General features: G+C 68.7%; 15 protein-coding genes and 1 pseudogene. 10 read left to right on the top strand and 6 right to left on the bottom strand.

The features are described from left to right. Positions 1-69: 69 nt before the first annotated feature. The 5 genes from chvE (at position 70) to ACWGDB_RS10860 (ending at position 7090) form a co-directional block, all read left to right on the top strand. Complete coding sequence (gene chvE / locus ACWGDB_RS10880; RefSeq protein WP_383595680.1) at positions 70-1182, top strand: multiple monosaccharide ABC transporter substrate-binding protein; 1113 nt, start codon at positions 70-72, stop codon at positions 1180-1182. Positions 1183-1214: 32 nt separating this feature from the next. Further along, positions 1215-2765, top strand: a complete 1551-nt coding sequence (gene mmsA / locus ACWGDB_RS10875; protein ID WP_453822128.1) for a multiple monosaccharide ABC transporter ATP-binding protein — start codon at positions 1215-1217, stop codon at positions 2763-2765. Then, positions 2762-4006 (top strand): multiple monosaccharide ABC transporter permease, encoded by a 1245-nt coding sequence (gene mmsB, locus ACWGDB_RS10870; protein ID WP_427841241.1) that lies wholly within the window; start codon positions 2762-2764, stop codon positions 4004-4006. The genes mmsA and mmsB overlap by 4 nt, the downstream gene beginning before the upstream one ends. A gap of 69 nt (positions 4007-4075) precedes the next feature. Then, on the top strand, positions 4076-5221 hold the full coding sequence (locus ACWGDB_RS10865) for an aldose epimerase family protein (protein ID WP_453822127.1): 1146 nt from the start codon (positions 4076-4078) through the stop codon (positions 5219-5221). Positions 5222-5416: 195 nt separating this feature from the next. Beyond that, positions 5417-7090: a pyridoxal phosphate-dependent aminotransferase gene (locus tag ACWGDB_RS10860; RefSeq protein ID WP_453822126.1), complete on the top strand. Its 1674-nt coding sequence runs from the start codon at positions 5417-5419 to the stop codon at positions 7088-7090. A gap of 101 nt (positions 7091-7191) precedes the next feature. Here the strand turns inward: ACWGDB_RS10860 and ACWGDB_RS10855 are convergent, their stop codons facing one another. After that, complete coding sequence (locus tag ACWGDB_RS10855) at positions 7192-7692, bottom strand: ATP-binding protein (protein ID WP_453822125.1); 501 nt, start codon at positions 7690-7692, stop codon at positions 7192-7194. Positions 7693-7822: 130 nt separating this feature from the next. Here ACWGDB_RS10855 and ACWGDB_RS10850 point away from each other — a divergent pair, with 130 nt between their 5' ends. Together ACWGDB_RS10850 and ACWGDB_RS10845 are read left to right on the top strand one after the other, a co-directional pair. Further along, the gene (locus tag ACWGDB_RS10850) at positions 7823-8659 is read left to right on the top strand and encodes a helix-turn-helix domain-containing protein (protein WP_453822124.1); all 837 of its coding nucleotides are present in this window, start codon (positions 7823-7825) and stop codon (positions 8657-8659) included. Then, positions 8656-8859, top strand: a complete 204-nt coding sequence (locus tag ACWGDB_RS10845) for a DUF397 domain-containing protein (RefSeq protein WP_453822123.1) — start codon at positions 8656-8658, stop codon at positions 8857-8859. Before ACWGDB_RS10850 ends, ACWGDB_RS10845 begins: the two co-directional genes overlap by 4 nt. Here ACWGDB_RS10845 and ACWGDB_RS10840 read toward each other — a convergent pair. Together ACWGDB_RS10840 and ACWGDB_RS10835 are read right to left on the bottom strand one after the other, a co-directional pair. Further along, the gene (locus tag ACWGDB_RS10840; RefSeq protein WP_453822122.1) at positions 8816-9793 is read right to left on the bottom strand and encodes a winged helix-turn-helix domain-containing protein; all 978 of its coding nucleotides are present in this window, start codon (positions 9791-9793) and stop codon (positions 8816-8818) included. The genes ACWGDB_RS10845 and ACWGDB_RS10840 overlap by 44 nt on opposite strands. Positions 9794-9936: 143 nt before the next feature. Continuing rightward, the gene (locus ACWGDB_RS10835; protein ID WP_453822121.1) at positions 9937-10314 is read right to left on the bottom strand and encodes a peptidase inhibitor family I36 protein; all 378 of its coding nucleotides are present in this window, start codon (positions 10312-10314) and stop codon (positions 9937-9939) included. A gap of 182 nt (positions 10315-10496) precedes the next feature. On the opposite strand from ACWGDB_RS10835, the gene ACWGDB_RS10830 reads away from it, so the two are divergent. The 3 genes and pseudogenes from ACWGDB_RS10830 to ACWGDB_RS10820 all read left to right on the top strand — a co-directional run bounded on the left by ACWGDB_RS10830 (position 10497) and on the right by ACWGDB_RS10820 (position 12831). Next, entirely contained in the window at positions 10497-11156 is a 660-nt protein-coding gene (locus ACWGDB_RS10830) for a LysE family translocator (RefSeq protein WP_453822120.1), read from the top strand. An 83-nt stretch (positions 11157-11239) separates the two neighbouring features. Further along, entirely contained in the window at positions 11240-11914 is a 675-nt protein-coding gene (locus tag ACWGDB_RS10825; RefSeq protein ID WP_453822119.1) for an HAD family hydrolase, read from the top strand. A 154-nt stretch (positions 11915-12068) separates the two neighbouring features. After that, a pseudogene (locus ACWGDB_RS10820) lies at positions 12069-12831 on the top strand (intradiol ring-cleavage dioxygenase). A 75-nt stretch (positions 12832-12906) separates the two neighbouring features. On the opposite strand, the gene ACWGDB_RS10815 reads toward ACWGDB_RS10820, so the two are convergent. The 3 genes from ACWGDB_RS10815 to arfA all read right to left on the bottom strand — a co-directional run bounded on the left by ACWGDB_RS10815 (position 12907) and on the right by arfA (position 16241). Further along, entirely contained in the window at positions 12907-13566 is a 660-nt protein-coding gene (locus ACWGDB_RS10815) for a DUF4360 domain-containing protein (protein ID WP_453822118.1), read from the bottom strand. 195 nt (positions 13567-13761) lie between these two features. Next, positions 13762-14646, bottom strand: a complete 885-nt coding sequence (locus tag ACWGDB_RS10810) for a sulfite exporter TauE/SafE family protein (protein WP_453822117.1) — start codon at positions 14644-14646, stop codon at positions 13762-13764. A gap of 86 nt (positions 14647-14732) precedes the next feature. Continuing rightward, positions 14733-16241, bottom strand: coding sequence for an arabinosylfuranosidase ArfA (arfA, locus tag ACWGDB_RS10805; RefSeq protein WP_453822116.1), 1509 nt, complete (start codon positions 16239-16241; stop codon positions 14733-14735). Positions 16242-16286: the final 45 nt, after the last annotated feature.

Below are 16286 nucleotides of genomic sequence, written 5' to 3'. Positions count from 1 at the left end.
CGTTCAGTCCTCGAAGCGTCTTCGCACCGCCCGACCGAGCCCTGCTCACACACATCAAGGATGATGATCATGCGTACTCGCAGAGCCGCACTCGCCGCCATAGCCTCCGCCGCGTCCCTCGCGCTGACCCTGACCGCCTGCGGCCAGAGCGGCGAGGGCGGCTCCAAGGAGGACTCGGGCAGCTCCGAGGGAGCCACCATCGGCATCGCGATGCCGACCAAGTCCTCCGAGCGCTGGATCGCCGACGGCAACAACGTCGTCGCGGACCTGAAGTCCAAGGGCTACAAGACCCGGCTGGTCTACGGCGAGGACGACCCGGACCAGCAGGTCTCGCAGATCGAGAACCTGATCACGCAGGGCGTCAAGGCGCTGATCGTCGCGGCCATCGACAACAAGTCGATGAACAACGTGCTCCAGCAGGCCAAGGACGCGAACATCCCGGTGATCTCCTACGACCGCCTGATCCTCGGCACGGAGAACGTCGACTACTACGCGTCGTTCGACAACGAGAAGGTCGGCGAGCTCCAGGCCAACTACATCGTCGAGAAGCTCGGCCTGAAGGACGGCTCCAAGAAGGGCCCGTTCAACGTCGAGCTGTTCGCCGGCTCCAACGACGACAACAACACCCGCTACTTCTTCGGCGGGGCGATGAAGGTCCTGCAGCCCTACATCGACAAGAAGCAGCTCGTCGTCCGCTCCGGCCAGACCAAGCTGACCCAGGTCACCACCCTGCGCTGGGACGGCGGCACCGCCCAGAAGCGCATGGACGACATCCTGACCTCGGCGTACAAGAGCGAGCGCGTCGACGCGGTCCTCTCGCCGTACGACGGCATCTCCATCGGCATCCTGTCGGCGCTGAAGTCGGACGACTACGGCTCCAAGAGCAAGCCGCTGCCGGTCGTCACCGGTCAGGACGCCGAGGTCGCCTCGGTGAAGTCGATCATCGCCGACGAGCAGTCGATGACCGTCTACAAGGACACCCGCGAGCTCGCCAAGGTCGCCTCGGGCATGGTCGACGCCCTGCTCAACGACAAGAAGCCCGAGGTCAACGACACCAAGACCTACGACAACGGATCGAAGGTCGTCCCGGCGTACCTGCTGGAGCCGGTCGCGGTCGACAAGACCAACTACCAGAAGGAGGTCGTCGACTCCGGCTACATCAAGGAGAGCGACCTCAAGTAACCGCCGGCCCACTCTGATTGGAAGGCACGACCATGGCGGGACCCGTCCTGGAAATGCGCTCGATCGTCAAGACCTTTCCCGGCGTCAAGGCGCTGTCGGACGTCACGCTGACCGTCCGGCAGGGCGAGGTCCACGCCATCTGCGGGGAGAACGGCGCCGGCAAGTCGACCCTGATGAAGGTCCTCTCCGGCGTCCACCCGCACGGCACCTACGAGGGGGACATCCTCTTCGAGGGGGATGTCTGCGAGTTCAAGGACATCAGGGCGAGCGAGCACCGCGGCATCGTCATCATCCACCAGGAGCTGGCGCTGTCGCCGTTCCTCTCCCTCGCGGAGAACATCTTCCTCGGCAACGAGCACGCCAAGGGCGGCTTCATCGACTGGCGGGAGACCCTGCGGCACGCCACCGAGCTGCTGCGCCGGGTCGGTCTCTCCGATCACCCGGACACCCGCGTCGCCGACATCGGCGTGGGCAAGCAGCAGCTGGTGGAGATCGCGAAGGCGCTGTCGAAGAAGGTGAAGCTGCTCATCCTCGACGAGCCGACCGCGGCCCTGAACGACGAGGACAGCGGCAAACTCCTGGATCTGATCCTGGAGTTGAAGAAGCAGGGCATCACCTCGATCATCATCTCCCACAAGCTCAACGAGATCCGCAAGGTCGCCGACTCGGTGACGATCCTGCGCGACGGGCAGACCATCGAGACCCTCGATGTGAAGGCCCCGGAGACCACCGAGGACCGGATCATCAGCGGGATGGTCGGCCGGGACCTGGAGCACCGCTTCCCCGAACGCACCCCGCACGAGCCGGAGAAGGGCACGGCCGCCGCCCTGGAGATCCGCAACTGGACCGTGCACCACCCGATCGACCAGCAGCGCAAGGTGGTCGACGATGTGTCGCTGTCCGTGCGGCGCGGGGAGATCGTCGGCATCGCGGGCCTGATGGGCGCCGGCCGCACCGAGCTCGCGATGAGTGTCTTCGGGCGGACGTACGGCCGCTACCACGGCGGCACGGTCCTCAAGGACGGCAAGGAGATCCGGACCAAGACCGTCCCCGAGGCCGTCAAGAACGGCATCGCGTACGTCACCGAGGACCGCAAGCACTACGGCCTGAACCTCATCGACACCATCAACCGCAACATCTCGCTCAGCGCGCTGGGCAAGGTCGCCAAGCGGGGCGTGGTCGACGAGCACGGGGAGCGGCAGGTCGCCGAGGGCTTCCGCAAGTCCATGAACATCAAGGCGCCGACCGTCTTCGAGCCGGTGGGCAAGCTGTCCGGCGGCAACCAGCAGAAGGTCGTCCTCAGTAAGTGGATCTTCGCGGGTCCCGATGTGCTGATCCTGGACGAGCCGACGCGAGGCATCGACGTCGGCGCCAAGTACGAGATCTACACGGTCATCGACCAGCTGGCCGCCCAGGGCAAGGCGGTCGTCTTCATCTCCTCCGAGCTGCCGGAGCTGCTCGGCATGTGTGACCGCATCTACACGATGGCCGCGGGGCGGCTGACCGGCGAGTTCTCGCGGGACGAGGCCTCGCAGGAATCGCTGATGCGTCAGATGACAAAGGACAAAGAGGTATCCCGATGAGCACGGATGTGACCGCCAAGAGCCCGGCCCCCGCGCCGCCGGGCAAGAGCTCGGGGGCCGCGGGCGCCGGCCTGCTCCAGCTGGTGATGGACGGTATGCGCCGCAACATGCGGCAGTACGGCATGCTGATCGCGCTCGGCCTGATCGTGGTGCTGTTCGCCGTGTGGACCGAGGGCGACCTGCTGCTGCCGCGCAACGTCTCCAACCTGGTGCTGCAGAACAGCTACATCCTGATCCTCGCGATCGGCATGATGCTCGTCATCATCGCGGGCCATATCGACCTGTCGGTCGGATCGCTGACGGCGTTCATCGGGTCGATGGCCGCGGTGTTCATGGTGAGGAACGACCTGCCATGGCCGGTGGCGGTGATCCTCTGCCTGGCGATGGGCGCCCTCGCGGGTGCGGCACAAGGGTTCTTCATCGCGTACGGCGGCATACCCTCGTTCATCGTGACCCTCGCGGGCATGCTGATCTTCCGTGGTCTGACGGAGATCTTCCTGGAGGGTCAGACCCTCGGCCCGTTCCCGGAGGGCCTGCAGAAGGTCGCCAACGGCTTCCTGCCCGAGGTCGGACCCACCACGAACTACCACAACCTGACACTTCTGCTCGGCTTCGCGATGATCGCGTTCGTGGTCTTCCAGGAGTTCCGTGACCGCCGCAGGCAGCAGGAGTTCTCCCTCGAAGTCCCGCCCTTCAACCTGTTCCTGCTGAAGCTGGTCGCGCTCGGCGCCGCCATCCTCACGCTGACGCTGCTGCTCGCCAGCTACAAGGGCGCCCCGATCGTGCTGCTCATCCTGGGCGTGCTGCTCGTCGGCTTCGGGTACGTCATGCGCAACGCGATCATCGGCCGCCACATCTACGCCATCGGCGGCAACCTGCCCGCGGCCAAGCTGTCGGGTGTGAAGGACAAGAAGGTCACCTTCCTGGTCTTCCTGAACATGGGCATGCTCGCGGCCCTGGCGGGTCTGGTCTTCGCCGCCCGCTTCAACGCGGCCTCTCCCAAGGCCGGCCTCAACTTCGAGCTGGAGGCGATCGCGGCCTCTTTCATCGGCGGCGCGTCGATGAGCGGCGGCGTCGGCACGGTTCTCGGCGCGATCATCGGCGGCCTGGTCCTGGGCGTGCTGAACAACGGCATGAACCTCGTCGGCATCGGCACCGACTGGCAGCAGGTCATCAAGGGCCTGGTACTGCTGGCCGCGGTCGGCTTCGACGTGTGGAACAAGCGCAAGGTCGGTTCGTAAGTCCAAGGGGCCCCGCCGGAAGGCGGGGCCCTTCCACTCTCGGTTCAACTTCCTGAGCAGGAGCCGCACATGGACATGAGCAGACGTACGGTCATAGCCGGAGCCGCGGCGGCGGGGATCACCGCCGCGACCATCGGCAGCGCACACGCCACGGGAGGCAGGACGCCGGTGAAGGCGCTCTTCGGCAAGCTCGCCGACGGCACCAAGGTCCACAGCTGGTCGCTGGCGAACGGCGGCACCCGCATGAAGGTCCTCTCCTACGGCGGCGTCGTGCAGTCCCTGGAGATCCCGGACCGCCGCGGCCGGCTCGCCAACGTCTCCCTGGGCTTCGACAACATCGAGGACTACGCCGCGAAGAGCCCGTACTTCGGCGCCCTGATCGGCCGGTACGGCAACCGCATCGGCAAGGGCAGGTTCACACTCGACGGCAAGGCCTACCAGGTCAACGTCAACGACGGTGAGAACAGCCTGCACGGCGGCGCGCAGGGCTTCGACAAGCGCGTGTGGGACGTCGAGCCGTTCACCAAGGGCTCCGACGTCGGCCTGCACCTGTACTACACGTCCGTCGACGGCGAGATGGGCTACCCGGGCACGCTGAAGGTGAAGGTGACCTACACCCTCACCAAGCACGGCGACTGGCGCATCGACTACGCGGCCACCACCGACAAGGCCACGGTCGTCAACCTCACCAGCCACGTCTACTGGAACCTCGCCGGCGAGGGCAGCGGCACGATCGAGAACCACCAGCTGAAGATCGACGCCTCCCGCTACACCCCCGTCGACTCAGGCCTCATCCCGACCGGGCAGCTGGCCCCCGTCACGGGCACCCCCTTCGACTTCCGCCGCGCCAAGGCGATCGGCGAGGACCTCCGCGAGCCCCACCAGCAGCTGCTGTACGGCAAGGGCATCGACCACAACTGGGTCCTCGACAAGGGCATCTCGCCGCGCCCCGAGTGGATCGCGACCCTGAAGGACCCGTCCTCCGGCCGCACCCTGCGGATGGCGACCACCGAGCCCGGCCTGCAGTTCTACTCCGGCAACTTCCTCGACGGCACCCTCGTCGGCACCAGCGGCCGCACCTACCGGCAGGGCGACGCGTTGTGCCTGGAGACGCAGCACTTCCCGGACTCGCCGAACAAGCCGTCGTTCCCCTCGACGGTGCTGCGACCTGGGCAGACGTACCGTTCGACGACGGTCCACTCGTTCAGCTGCTGACGGCTGCCGATCCTGATCGACCGTCCCTTCTGACGGTTCTTCACAGGTGGCACACAAGTTCTCACCGGTTTCTCAGTGGTTGAACAGCGCCACCCCAGCCTCCGTATGTAAGGGCGGCCCGTGCTCCCCCGCGCGGGCCACCCTAAGACGACGGGCCCGGTCGTCCCCGCCGGGCCCGCCCCATACGGAGGTTCCATGGCCGACAACGTCACCTCGCTGTTCCGCAGCACCGCGGCACACAGCCCGTCGATGGCGGCGCTGACGCGTGAGGGCGGCGACGGGGCCGGTCCGGTCGACTTCTGCATCCCCTGCAACCCGTACTTCCCCACGCCGGAGATGTTCCAGGACATGGGGGCACGGCTGCGGGACATCATCACGTACTACCCGAGCAGCGCGGACACGATCACGGCCGAGCTGTGCAGTCTGCTCCAACTCCCGCCGCAGTGCGTGGCGATGGGCAACGGCTCCACGGAGCTGATCACCTGGATCGACCATCTGATGGTCCGGGAGTCCCTCGCCATCCCCGTCCCCACCTTCGGCCGCTGGACCGACCAGCCCATGGAGACCGGCAAGCGGGTCGACATGTTCCCGCTCCAGGAGTCCAGCGGCTTCGCCCTCGACCTCGCGCAGTACGCCGAGTTCATCCGCGCCCGGGGAACGCGCGTGGCGGTCATCTGCAACCCGAACAACCCCGACGGCGGCTACCTCCACAAGCACGCGCTCGTGCAGTTCATGGACGCCATGGCCGACCTGGACCTCGTCATCATCGACGAGAGCTTCCTGGAGTTCGCCGACGCCGAGCAGGAACCCTCGGTCGTCCAGGAGGCGATGCTGCGGCCGAACGTCATCGTCCTGCGCAGCCTCGGCAAGAACTTCGGCCTGCACGGCATCCGCTTCGGCTACCTCGTCGCCAACCCGGCGCTCGCCGGCATGGTCCGCTCGATGCTGCCGAAGTGGAACCTCAACGCCTTCGCCGAGCATGTGGTGTTCATGCTCAAGAACCACGGCGCCGAGTACGCGCAGAGCCTGCACCAGGTGCGCCGGGACCGCCTCGACATGGCCAGCCAGCTGTCCTCGCTCCCCGGCCTGACGGTCTACCCGTCGCAGGGCAACTTCCTCTTCGTGCGCCTCCCCGTGGGCGCCGAGGGCACCGTGGTCCGGGATCGACTGCTCACCGAGCACCGGATCCTGGTCCGCGAGTGCGGCAACAAGATCGGTTCGTCCAGCCGCTTCCTGCGACTCGTGGTGCGCCCCCAGGTGGACGTGCGTCGCCTGGTGTCCGGCCTGGAGCAGGTGCTCTACGGGTCCAGGAGGGGAGCCGCCGTACCTGAGCTGGGTACAGGGACCAACTACAGCTCGGGTACGGCGGCCGTGGACCGGTTGGTCAGCTCCACGAGCGGTGCGGGGATGCCGGGGCTTGCCGCGCAGGCCATGGGGTCACCCATGCCTGCGCCTGCTCCGCCGCAGCCGCAGGTGGTGGCGCCGGCCGCCGCGACGGTGCCTCCGCAGGGCACGGGGATGCCGATGCCTGCGCCGGTTCCGGTGGCTCCGGCACCGGCGCCGATGCCCACACCGATGCCCACGCCCGCGCCTGTGGCTGTGCCTGTGCCGGCGGCTGCGCCCGCCCCTGCTCCTGCTCCGGCGCCCGCGCCGACACCGTTCCCGTCGCCGATGGCGCCCGTGGCACCCATGGCGCCCGCCGCGGCTGCGATGCCCGGGCCCACGCCGCCCGGAGTGCCGGCTCGGGGTGGGCTCACTGCCGCGCAGGTGCGGGGGACCACCGGGCCGGGGCTCACTCCGGCGCCGGCCACCGGATGGCCCAGCAGTCAGAGTTGGCCGAATGCGGCGGGGATGGGCCAGGTCGGGTAGCGCCTTCTCGCCGTAGGGGGTGCGGGCAGTTCGGCGACTGCGAGTCCGTTGTGGCTGGTCGCGCAGTTCCCCGCGCCCCTTGCGGCGTTGCGCCTCGGGGGTCAGCGAGCGATTCGCGGCGGCGGTTCCGCCCGCATCCGGATCAGCGCCAGCCAGCCCGGCAGGTCGACCTCGGCGCAGACGGTCTTGCCGGGCGACTCGTCCCGTTCCACCACCTCCCACCGGTCGGCCAGCGCCTCGACGAGGACGAGGCCGCGGCCGTGTTCGTCGAGGGGGTCCGGACGTCGTACGTCGCCGGGTTTCGGGGGCTGCGATTCGGTACGGGTGTCGCTGACCTCGACGCGGATGCTGCCCGTGGGCAACGACAGCCGCAGCTCGAAGTCCCGTCCGGGGACACGGCCGTGGGTCACCGCGTTCGCGGCCAGCTCGGCCACGATCGACGCCACGGCGTCGGAGGCGTCGCTGCCGTGCGGGATACCCCAGGTGTGGAGCTGGTTCACGACCAGGTGCCGGGCGAGGCGGGCGCCGCGCGGGGTGGCACTGAGGCGCTGGGTGAACACACGTACGGTAACCGGGGGTTGGGGGGTGTGAGGTGCGGCCATGCAATCAATCTGGCGGGCGGGGAGGGGAGTTCACCAGGTGGGAGGCGCGTACGCTGCGGCAGCGTACGCGGTTACGGACTGGACAGTACTCATCACTGGCCGTGACCATGGGGGCGGGAGGTGACCGACCGTGGTCGATGGCGTGGTGGGTACGGGTGGCGAGCCGGAGTCGTCGGACAGTCTGCGGACGTTCGGCGCGGTGGTCCAGGCGCTGCGGGAGCATGCCGGGTTGAGCCGGGAGGAGTTCGGGGACCTGGTGGGGCTGTCCAAACACACCGTGGCCTCACTGGAGTTGGGGCGGCGGATGCCGGATCCGACGTTCCCGGACCGGGCGGAGGGGGTTCTGGGCAACACGGGGGCGCTACGGAAGTCGGCGCCGTGCTTGAGTCGGCAGCCGGGGTTGGCGGCGTGGTTTCGGCGGTGGGCGCGGTTGGAGGCCACGGCGATCACGCTGTACACGTACGAGTGCCGTTTGATTCCGGGGTTGTTGCAGACGGAGGCGTACGCGCGGAACCTGTTCACGAACCAGCTCCCGCCGCTGAGCGACGAACAGATCGAGGCTATGTGGACTGCGCGGGCGGCACGGCAGTGTCTGCTGCGGGAACGGCCTAACACAGCGTTCGCCTTCATCCTGGAGGAGCACCTCTTCCGGCGACACACGGGCGGAGTTGACGTCACACGACAGCTCATCGGCCATGCGCTGGAGATCGCAGAACTGCGGAACGTAGAGATCCAGATCATGCCGACGGAACAGGAGACGCACGCAGGGCTGGACGGTCCGATGCAACTGCTGGAGACGCCCGAGAACAAGTGGTTCGCCTACTGCGAGGGGCAGGAAAGCGGCCAGTTCATCGTCGACTCAAAGGTGGTCAGCATGCTCCAGATGAGGTATGCCAGGATGCGCTCACAGGCTCTCACTCTCAAGGACTCCATGAGCCTGTTGCAGCGGATGCGAGGAGACCTATGAGCATGTCCGAACTCACCTGGTTCAAGTCCAGCTACAGCAGCGGCGGTTCCGGCGACTGCGTAGAGGTCGCCCCCCTCCCCCACGCCATCCACGTCCGCGACTCCAAGAACCAGGCGGGCCCCCACCTCACCCTCTCCCCCACCACCTGGACGGAGTTCATCGCGCACGTCCGTCCAGCAGGGCAAGCCCCAGCGGCGTGACGGAATGCAGCGCCGCCTTCCCCGCCCTGCACGTGCTCAGTAACCCGGCCTTGCGCAGGATGCCCACGTGATGGCTGGCCGTGGCCGGTGAGATGCCCGCGTCGTGGGCGAGTTCGGTCGTCGTCACGCCGTGGTCGGCGACCGATTCGAGGATCCCGGCGCGGGTGCGTCCGAGGAGGGCGTTCAAGGAGCGGAGCCCTGGCGTGCCGCCGTTCAGGGCGGTCTCGTGGGTCATCGGGTAGACGACGACGCACGGCAGCGCCGGATCCTTCAGCAGCGTCGGCTTGCGCCAGCAGAAGTACGACGGGAGGACGAGGAGCCCGCGTCCGTCGAGGCGGACGTCACGGTCGGCGCCCAGCCCCGTCACCTCCAGTACGGGCCGCTGCCAGACGAGGCAGGGGTGGAGGGCGCCGAGCAGCGCGCCGAGGTCGCCGTCGGCCAAATACCGTCTGTGGGCGGCACGTTCGGCGCCGAAGCGAGTGCGGACGCGACCCCACCAGGGGGCCAGCGCGGTCGTGAAGTACGTCCGGAAGACGCGCGCGAGGTGGCCGACGGCCTCCGTGTCACCGTCGGCGAGGGACCGCGCCCAGGGCGGCAGCCGGCGGCCCGAGCGGGACAGTTCCACCAGGTCGCCGCGCAGCCGTCGCCGTGGCGTGGACAGCAGGGCACCGATCCCCGCGTCCAGACCGCCCGCGCCGGCGGCCGGGGTGAGGAAGTCGGCCGAGTAGCCGACGGGCGGGGCCATGCGGAGCAACGGACGTACGGGGGCGATCAGTTCGCGTCGCACCCGGCGTCGCCAGCCGCCGAAGACGGCGGAACCGGTGTCCGTCTGAAGCATGTGCATGCTGAGCAGCGCCTCCCACATGGGGTCGGGAGCCTGCGCCAGCCTGATCTGGGCGAGATCGTCGTCGGCGAAGTGAATGCGTACGGCCACGTGAGCCCCCCGTTCGGCACGTCGTGCACTCACATGCTCCGGGGTTCGTCGCCTAATGACACCCTCAGAAGTCATGGGGCGCCCCGCCGCACCGCAAGGGTGCGACGGGGCGCTCGTCGTCCGTCAGGTCCCGGCAGGGCCGCTCAGCACTCCTCGACGGAGCTGACCTGGTCCCGGACGGGCGACGCCAGGTCGAGCGCCTGCCCGTCCAGGATCACCTGGATCTCGTTCTCGTAGTTCGCGTCCCGGTACAGGCACCACGAGCTGCCGGAGATGTTCTTCACCGACCACACGTGGTCGTTGAGACCGCCCGCCAGCCGGCCCAGGTCGGACGCGCCGTCCGACAGCGAGTAGCGCGCGCCGCCGCCCTGCCCGTCGTGGTAGATGCAGAACTCCGACGGGTCGCAGGGCCAGGTCGCGGGGTCTCCGGCCGCCTGGGCGGAGGTGGGCACGGCGAGCATGGCGGCGGTGCCGACGAAGGCGGCGACGCCGAGGGCGAGTCGGCTCTTGCGGATGGACATGAGGTACTTCCCTTCCCCGTTGTTCCCCGTTGTCTTCTCGTACGCCGACCAGCCTGGGCCCGTGTGCCACACCCCCGCACGCGCCTTCGATCTCCGTCGAATCGAGGCGAACACTCCAGTTCCTGCCCGATATCGGGCAGATATGTGGACGTTCCGTACCCCCCGGCCTAAGGTGATCGCTCATGATCACCCTAGACGCGATAGGGACTTTCGCCCTGATAGTGGGACTCCTCACGCTCACTCCGGGACTGGATTCCGCACTCATCCTGCGCACCGCGGCGCTCAGGCACCGCCGTCGCGCGTGGGGCGTGGTCCTCGGCATCCAGAGCGGCACACTGGTCTGGGGCGTGCTCACCTCGCTCGGTGTGACCACACTGCTGACCGCGTCTCACCTCGCGTACGAGGCTCTTCGTTGGGCCGGGGCCGCGTACCTGATGTGGATGGGCGGCAGGCTGCTGTGGGCCACCTGGCGCCCCTCATCGATCGAGAGCCCGCGGTCAGCGGGGACCGGGGGCGGGACCAGGACCAGGACGGGCGCCGGCGACACCCTGCTCGGTGGCTGGCGACAAGGATTCGTGACCAATCTCCTCAACCCGAAGATGGGCGCCTTCTACGTCGCGGTGCTCCCGCAGTTCATCCCCTCCGGCGCCTCGCACCTTGCTCCAGGGGTACTGCTGGCCGGTGTGCACATCCTCCTGGCCGTCATCTGGGCCTGCGCGCTGATCGCCTTCGCGCACGCGCTCCGCGACCGACTGCAACGCCCCTCGGCCCGCCGCCACCTCGACCGCATCGCGGGCACGGTCATAGCCGCGTTCGGCATCCGGCTCGCACTCGGACCGTAGGGCACTGGTCGACGCAACCGCAGACGACCCGACAGCCACCGAACGGGCACCCTGCACACCAACCGAAGTGAAAGGACAGGTACATGGGCACGCTCCCCACCAGCGCCGAGGCTGTGGTCTTCGACTGCGACGGCCTGTTGGTCGACACCGAAGCCTGCTGGACCGTTGCGGAAACGGCCATCTTCGCGGCGCATGGCCATCCCTTCGGCCCCGAACAGAAAGCCCTGGTCATCGGCCGCACCGTGGACGCCGCTGGAGAAGCCATGGCCGAGCACCTAGGGCGCCCCGGCGCCGGCGCCGAGATCGCCGCCGAACTCCTCGAAGGGGTCCGCAAGGAGCTGGCTCGGGGCGCCGCAGCCCTCCCCGGGGCGGCGGAACTGGTGCGCGCCTGCCGGGCAGCCGTGCCGATCGCCGTAGCCAGCAACAGCCCCCGGGAATTGCTGGACACGGCACTGTGGTCGGCCGGTCTCGCCGACTGCTTCACGCACTCGTTCGCCGCCGACGAAGTGCGCTCCCCCAAGCCCGCACCAGAGCTCTACCTCACAGCATGCGAGGCACTCGGCACGCCCCCCGAGCACTCCGTCGCGTTCGAGGACTCGGCCACGGGCACTGCCGCTGCGCGCGCTGCCGGACTCTACGTCGCGGTCGTACCCTCCCTTCCAGGAGCCGACCTCGACCACGACTGGCTGGGCACCACGCTGGCCGACCATGAACTGCTGGACTGGGCCAGGCAACTGAGAGCAGGCACGGTCCGCTGAGCCGGCCCGACCTGCGCCTGCCTTGCCGCCGAGGCCCCGCCACCGCCTTTCTCTGGGTGACCTCAAGTGACGTGTCCGACAAGAAACTTGACGGATGCTCACTTTACTCAACTGACAGCCCATCAACAGATTGCCTCCCTACGGTGCCGCGCTCATGACAGACACTTCAGGGACAACCCCCACCGTGATCGAGCGCCGCACCGTGCTCATCGCCACCGGCGCCACAGCCGCATCGCCGGCCGTCGTCGCCACCGCGCCTGAAGCCCCCACAGCCGAGGCGGCCGACCCGGCCCCCGCCGCCGCCGCGGCCGTCTGCACACTCACGAAGGAAATGACCGAAGGCCCCTACTACCTGGACGGACAGCTCCTCCGCGCCGACATCAGCGAGGACAGGACCGGGCCCGCTGGAGCTCACGCTCACCGTCGTCGACGACAGCACCTGCGCGCCGCTTAACAGCGCCCTGGTGGAGATCTGGCACTGCGACGCCCTCGGTGAGTACTCAGGCTTCGTCGGCAACAACGGCCACGACGAGCCCGACAACGGCACGTTCCTGCGGGGCGGCGTGCTCACCGGGTCGGACGGAGTCGCGCGCATCAAGTCCGTGTACCCCGGCTGGTACCGCGGCAGGTGCGTCCACATCCACGTCAAGGTGCACACCGACGTCACGCTCACCGACGGCTCGTTCACCGGCGGCCAGGAACTCCACACCGGCCAGCTCTTCTTCGACGAGACGATCACGACCCGCCTCGCCGCGCTCGCCGTCTACGCCGCCAACACCGTCCCGCGCACCACCCTCGCCCAGGACGGCATCTACGACGACGGAGGCGCCGCGCCTGGGCTGCTCACCCTGACCGCACTGGGCAGTTCACCCTCCGCCGGCTATGCGGGAACGCTGACCCCGGGCGTGGAGAGCTGACCCGACACCCACGCCGACGCCAAGCCGCGCCCGGTTGCCATCACCGGGCGCGGCTCGGCCTGCGCAGGGGCGCTGCTACTTGCCGGGGCACTCCTTCCACGCCAGGTGGTAGATCGTGCTGATGTCACCGTCGGTCGAGTCCATGGTCATGAAGCTGACCTTGCTCGGGGACGACGAGCCGGCGTTGACGCGCAGCTCGGTGTTGATGTTGAAGTTGCGCTGCTTTCCACAGGGCGCCCAGACCAGCTGGGCCCAGTCGGTCTCGTCGGTGGCCTGCCAGTTGTCGTTGAGGGGGCCGCTGAACGGGTGGCTGCGGAACTGCGTGTTCGGTGAGCCCTGGAAGTAGTACGAGGCTCTCTGCATGGCGTTCGCGCCGGACTGGAGAGAGGCGAAGCCGCGGTAGTCGGCGCTGGCGATGGCGTAGGTGAAGCCACCGGGGACGTGCACGACCAGGCTGAGCTGGCAGTTCTTACGGAACGCCGTGGGGTCGGAGTTGCCGCCGACCTGGGCGAGGTAGTCGCTGTACGTCACCGTGAACGCGGTGTTGTCCTCGGAGACGGCGACGGCGGTGGTGCCCTGGGGGCAGCCGGAGCCGTTCACCGTGGCGACCTTGATGACGATCTTGTCCGGCGGCGGGTCTTCGAACGCCGGGGCGGCCTGAGCGGGCAGCGTCGCCGTGAGCAGAGCGGCCAGCGCGCCGCCGCTCAGCAGGAGCCGCAGGAGTCCACGTGCCATGGAGCTCTCCTTGGGGATGGGGGGTGGCTGCGCCTCCGACCCCGTTTTCAAGCCGGTTGAATCTTTGAAGAAACAATGACTTTTCTGTGAAGGTCGAAGGCGTTCGCATCGTAGGGGGCCGCGCATGGCATGGCCACGACGAACTCCAGCCATTCACAGGCGAGTTGAGCGATGCCGGTACGTCCGTCCGGTCGGTCAGGTGCCGACCGGCTGACGCTCCTCGGCTGGCTCGGCCGCGGCCGCGTTCCGCTCCTTGCGGTGGGCGCGTATCGAGTACGCCAGGGCGGCGGCCCACAGGGCGTACGGGGCGACGTGGAGCACGCCACCGGGCAGCAGGGTGCGGGCGTTGGTCACGACGATCACTCCGCCGACCGCCGACCCCAGCACCCTCGGCGGCAGCAGCCGCACCAGCCAGGCGGCGAGGGGCGCGGCGACCAGACCGCCCAGCAGGAAGGCGGCGACCCACATGGCGTCGATGCCCTGGGAGCCCAGGGAGGACAGGAAGCCGAGGCTGGCGGCCACGGCGACGAGGAACTCGCTGGTGTCGATGGAGCCGATGACCCTGCGCGGCTCCATCCGCCCGGAGGCGAGCAGGGCGGGCGTACCGACCGGACCCCAGCCCCCTCCCCCGGTGGCGTCGAGGAAGCCGGCGACCAGTCCCAGCGGGGCCAGGAACCGGCGCCGTAGCGGCCTGCCCAGCCGGCCCTTCGGCAGCCCTCGGAAGGTGAACCGGACCAGGACGTACCCACCCAGCCCCAGCAGGATCGCGGACATCACCGGCTTCGCGACCTCGGTCGACAGCCGCGACAGCACCGTCGCCCCGAGGAACGCCCCCACCGCGCCCGGCACGCCGATCCGCGCGACCACCCGCCAGTCGACGTTCCCGAAACGCCAGTGCGCCGCCCCCGACATCAGCGTCGTACCGATCTCGGCGAGATGGACGGTCGCGGAGGCGGCGGCGGGGTTGGTGCCCAGGGCGAGCAGCAGCGTGGTCGAGGTGACCCCGTAGGCCATGCCGAGGCTGCCGTCCACGAGCTGGGCCCCGAGGCCCGCGAGGGCGAGCAGGATCAACGTGCGCATGGGCGGCGACGGTAGGGCCCCAAGCTGAGCAAACCCTTAGGGAAGCTGAGCGCGGTCTTGGGGCCCTGTGAAGATCGTGCGTCCGGTCAGCTCAGGCGGATCACGTTCCAGGACAGCGGTTCCAGTACGGCGGTGAGGCGGCCGTCCTTGAGTACCGTGCCCTCGACGGCGTGCGGGGTGACCCGCTCCGGCTCGTCGAGGGTGTTGCGGGCGTCCGGGTCGGCGTCCGCGAGGGCGCTGTGCTCCACGACCGCCGTCAGGTCGAGGCCGTTCAGGGCGACGTCGAGGGGCAGGGCGTCGGTGCGGCTGCGGTTGACCGCGAAGACGGTGACGGTGCTGTCCTCGGCGCGCACGGCGGTGGCATGCAGCAGGTCGGCCTCGCCGTACTTCTTCGTCTCGTACGTCGGGGAGTCCACCCGGACGTCGAGCACCTGGCCGCGGCCGTACTTGGCGGCCTGCGCGAACGGGAAGAACGTCGTCTGCCGCCACGCCGGGCCGCCCGGCTCGGTCATGATCGGCGCGATGACGTTGACCAGCTGGGCGAGGCAGGCGACGGTGACGCGGTCGGCGTGCCGCAGCAGCGCGATGAGGAGCGAGCCGAAGACGACCGCGTCCATGACGCTGTAGTTGTCCTCCAGAAGGCGAGGGGCCTGTGGCCAGTCCGTCAGCGTCTTGGCGTGTTCCTCCCACTCGGGCAGGTACCAGACGTTCCACTCGTCGAAGGAGAGGTTGATCCGCTTCTTCGACTTGAGCCGCGCGCCCACGTGGTCGGCGGTCGCGACGACATTCTCGATGAAGGACTCCATGTCGACGGCGGACGCCAGGAAGGAGTCGATGTCACCGTTCTCGGGCCAGTAGTAGGCGTGCAGCGAGATGTGGTCGACGAGGTCGTACGTCTCCTTGAGGACCGTCGCCTCCCATTCGGCGAAGGTCGGCATGGACTGGCTGGAGGAGCCGCAGACGACGAGTTCGACGTCCGGGTCGACCTGGCGCATGGCGCGGGCGGTCTCAGCGGCGACACGGCCGTACTCCTCGGCCGTCTTGTGGCCCGTCTGCCAGGGGCCGTCCATCTCGTTGCCGAGGCACCACAGCCTGATGCCGAAGGGGCCCTTGTCGCCGTGCGTGACACGGAGGTCGGACAGGGCGGTGCCGGCCGGGTGGTTGGCGTACTCCTGGAGCTCCAGGGCTTCCGCGACGCCGCGGGTACCGAGGTTGAGGGCCATCATGGGCTCGGCCCGGGGACCGATCTTGCGGAGGAAGTCGATGTACTCGGACAGGCCGAAGCGGTTGGTCTCCGTGGAGTGCCAGGCGAGGTCGAGACGGCGGGGGCGGTCCTCGGCGGGGCCGACCGAGTCCTCCCACTTGTAGCCGGAGACGAAGTTGCCGCCGGGGTAGCGGATGGTGGTGACGCCGAGTTCGCGGACGAGGTCCAGGACGTCCTGGCGCAGGCCCGTTTCGTCGGCTGTGGGGTGGTCCGGTTCGAAGATGCCGGTGTAGACGCAGCGGCCGAGGTGTTCGACGAAGGATCCGAAGAGACGGGGGTTGACGTCACCGACCTTGAAGGCGGGGTCGAGGGTGAAGCGGGCGGTGTGCATGGGCGCCTTTCGGGGTGGGCGGTGCTGTTCCGTTCGCGGCTGCGG

It is taken from the genome of Streptomyces sp. NPDC055013 (assembly GCF_053608645.1).
This window is presented reverse-complemented; position numbering and strand designations above follow the sequence as displayed.

Coding starts and splice junctions, on each gene's coding strand:
- ACWGDB_RS10855 (WP_453822125.1), bottom strand. CDS start 7,692: ATGGCCGCACCTCACACCCCCCAACCCCCGGTTACCGTACGTGTGTTC.
- ACWGDB_RS10830 (WP_453822120.1), top strand. CDS start 10,497: ATGATCACCCTAGACGCGATAGGGACTTTCGCCCTGATAGTGGGACTC.
- ACWGDB_RS10825 (WP_453822119.1), top strand. CDS start 11,240: ATGGGCACGCTCCCCACCAGCGCCGAGGCTGTGGTCTTCGACTGCGAC.
- ACWGDB_RS10860 (WP_453822126.1), top strand. CDS start 5,417: ATGGCCGACAACGTCACCTCGCTGTTCCGCAGCACCGCGGCACACAGC.
- mmsA (WP_453822128.1), top strand. CDS start 1,215: ATGGCGGGACCCGTCCTGGAAATGCGCTCGATCGTCAAGACCTTTCCC.
- ACWGDB_RS10835 (WP_453822121.1), bottom strand. CDS start 10,314: ATGTCCATCCGCAAGAGCCGACTCGCCCTCGGCGTCGCCGCCTTCGTC.
- ACWGDB_RS10845 (WP_453822123.1), top strand. CDS start 8,656: ATGAGCATGTCCGAACTCACCTGGTTCAAGTCCAGCTACAGCAGCGGC.
- ACWGDB_RS10815 (WP_453822118.1), bottom strand. CDS start 13,566: ATGGCACGTGGACTCCTGCGGCTCCTGCTGAGCGGCGGCGCGCTGGCC.
- mmsB (WP_427841241.1), top strand. CDS start 2,762: ATGAGCACGGATGTGACCGCCAAGAGCCCGGCCCCCGCGCCGCCGGGC.
- arfA (WP_453822116.1), bottom strand. CDS start 16,241: ATGCACACCGCCCGCTTCACCCTCGACCCCGCCTTCAAGGTCGGTGAC.
- ACWGDB_RS10810 (WP_453822117.1), bottom strand. CDS start 14,646: ATGCGCACGTTGATCCTGCTCGCCCTCGCGGGCCTCGGGGCCCAGCTC.
- ACWGDB_RS10865 (WP_453822127.1), top strand. CDS start 4,076: ATGGACATGAGCAGACGTACGGTCATAGCCGGAGCCGCGGCGGCGGGG.
- chvE (WP_383595680.1), top strand. CDS start 70: ATGCGTACTCGCAGAGCCGCACTCGCCGCCATAGCCTCCGCCGCGTCC.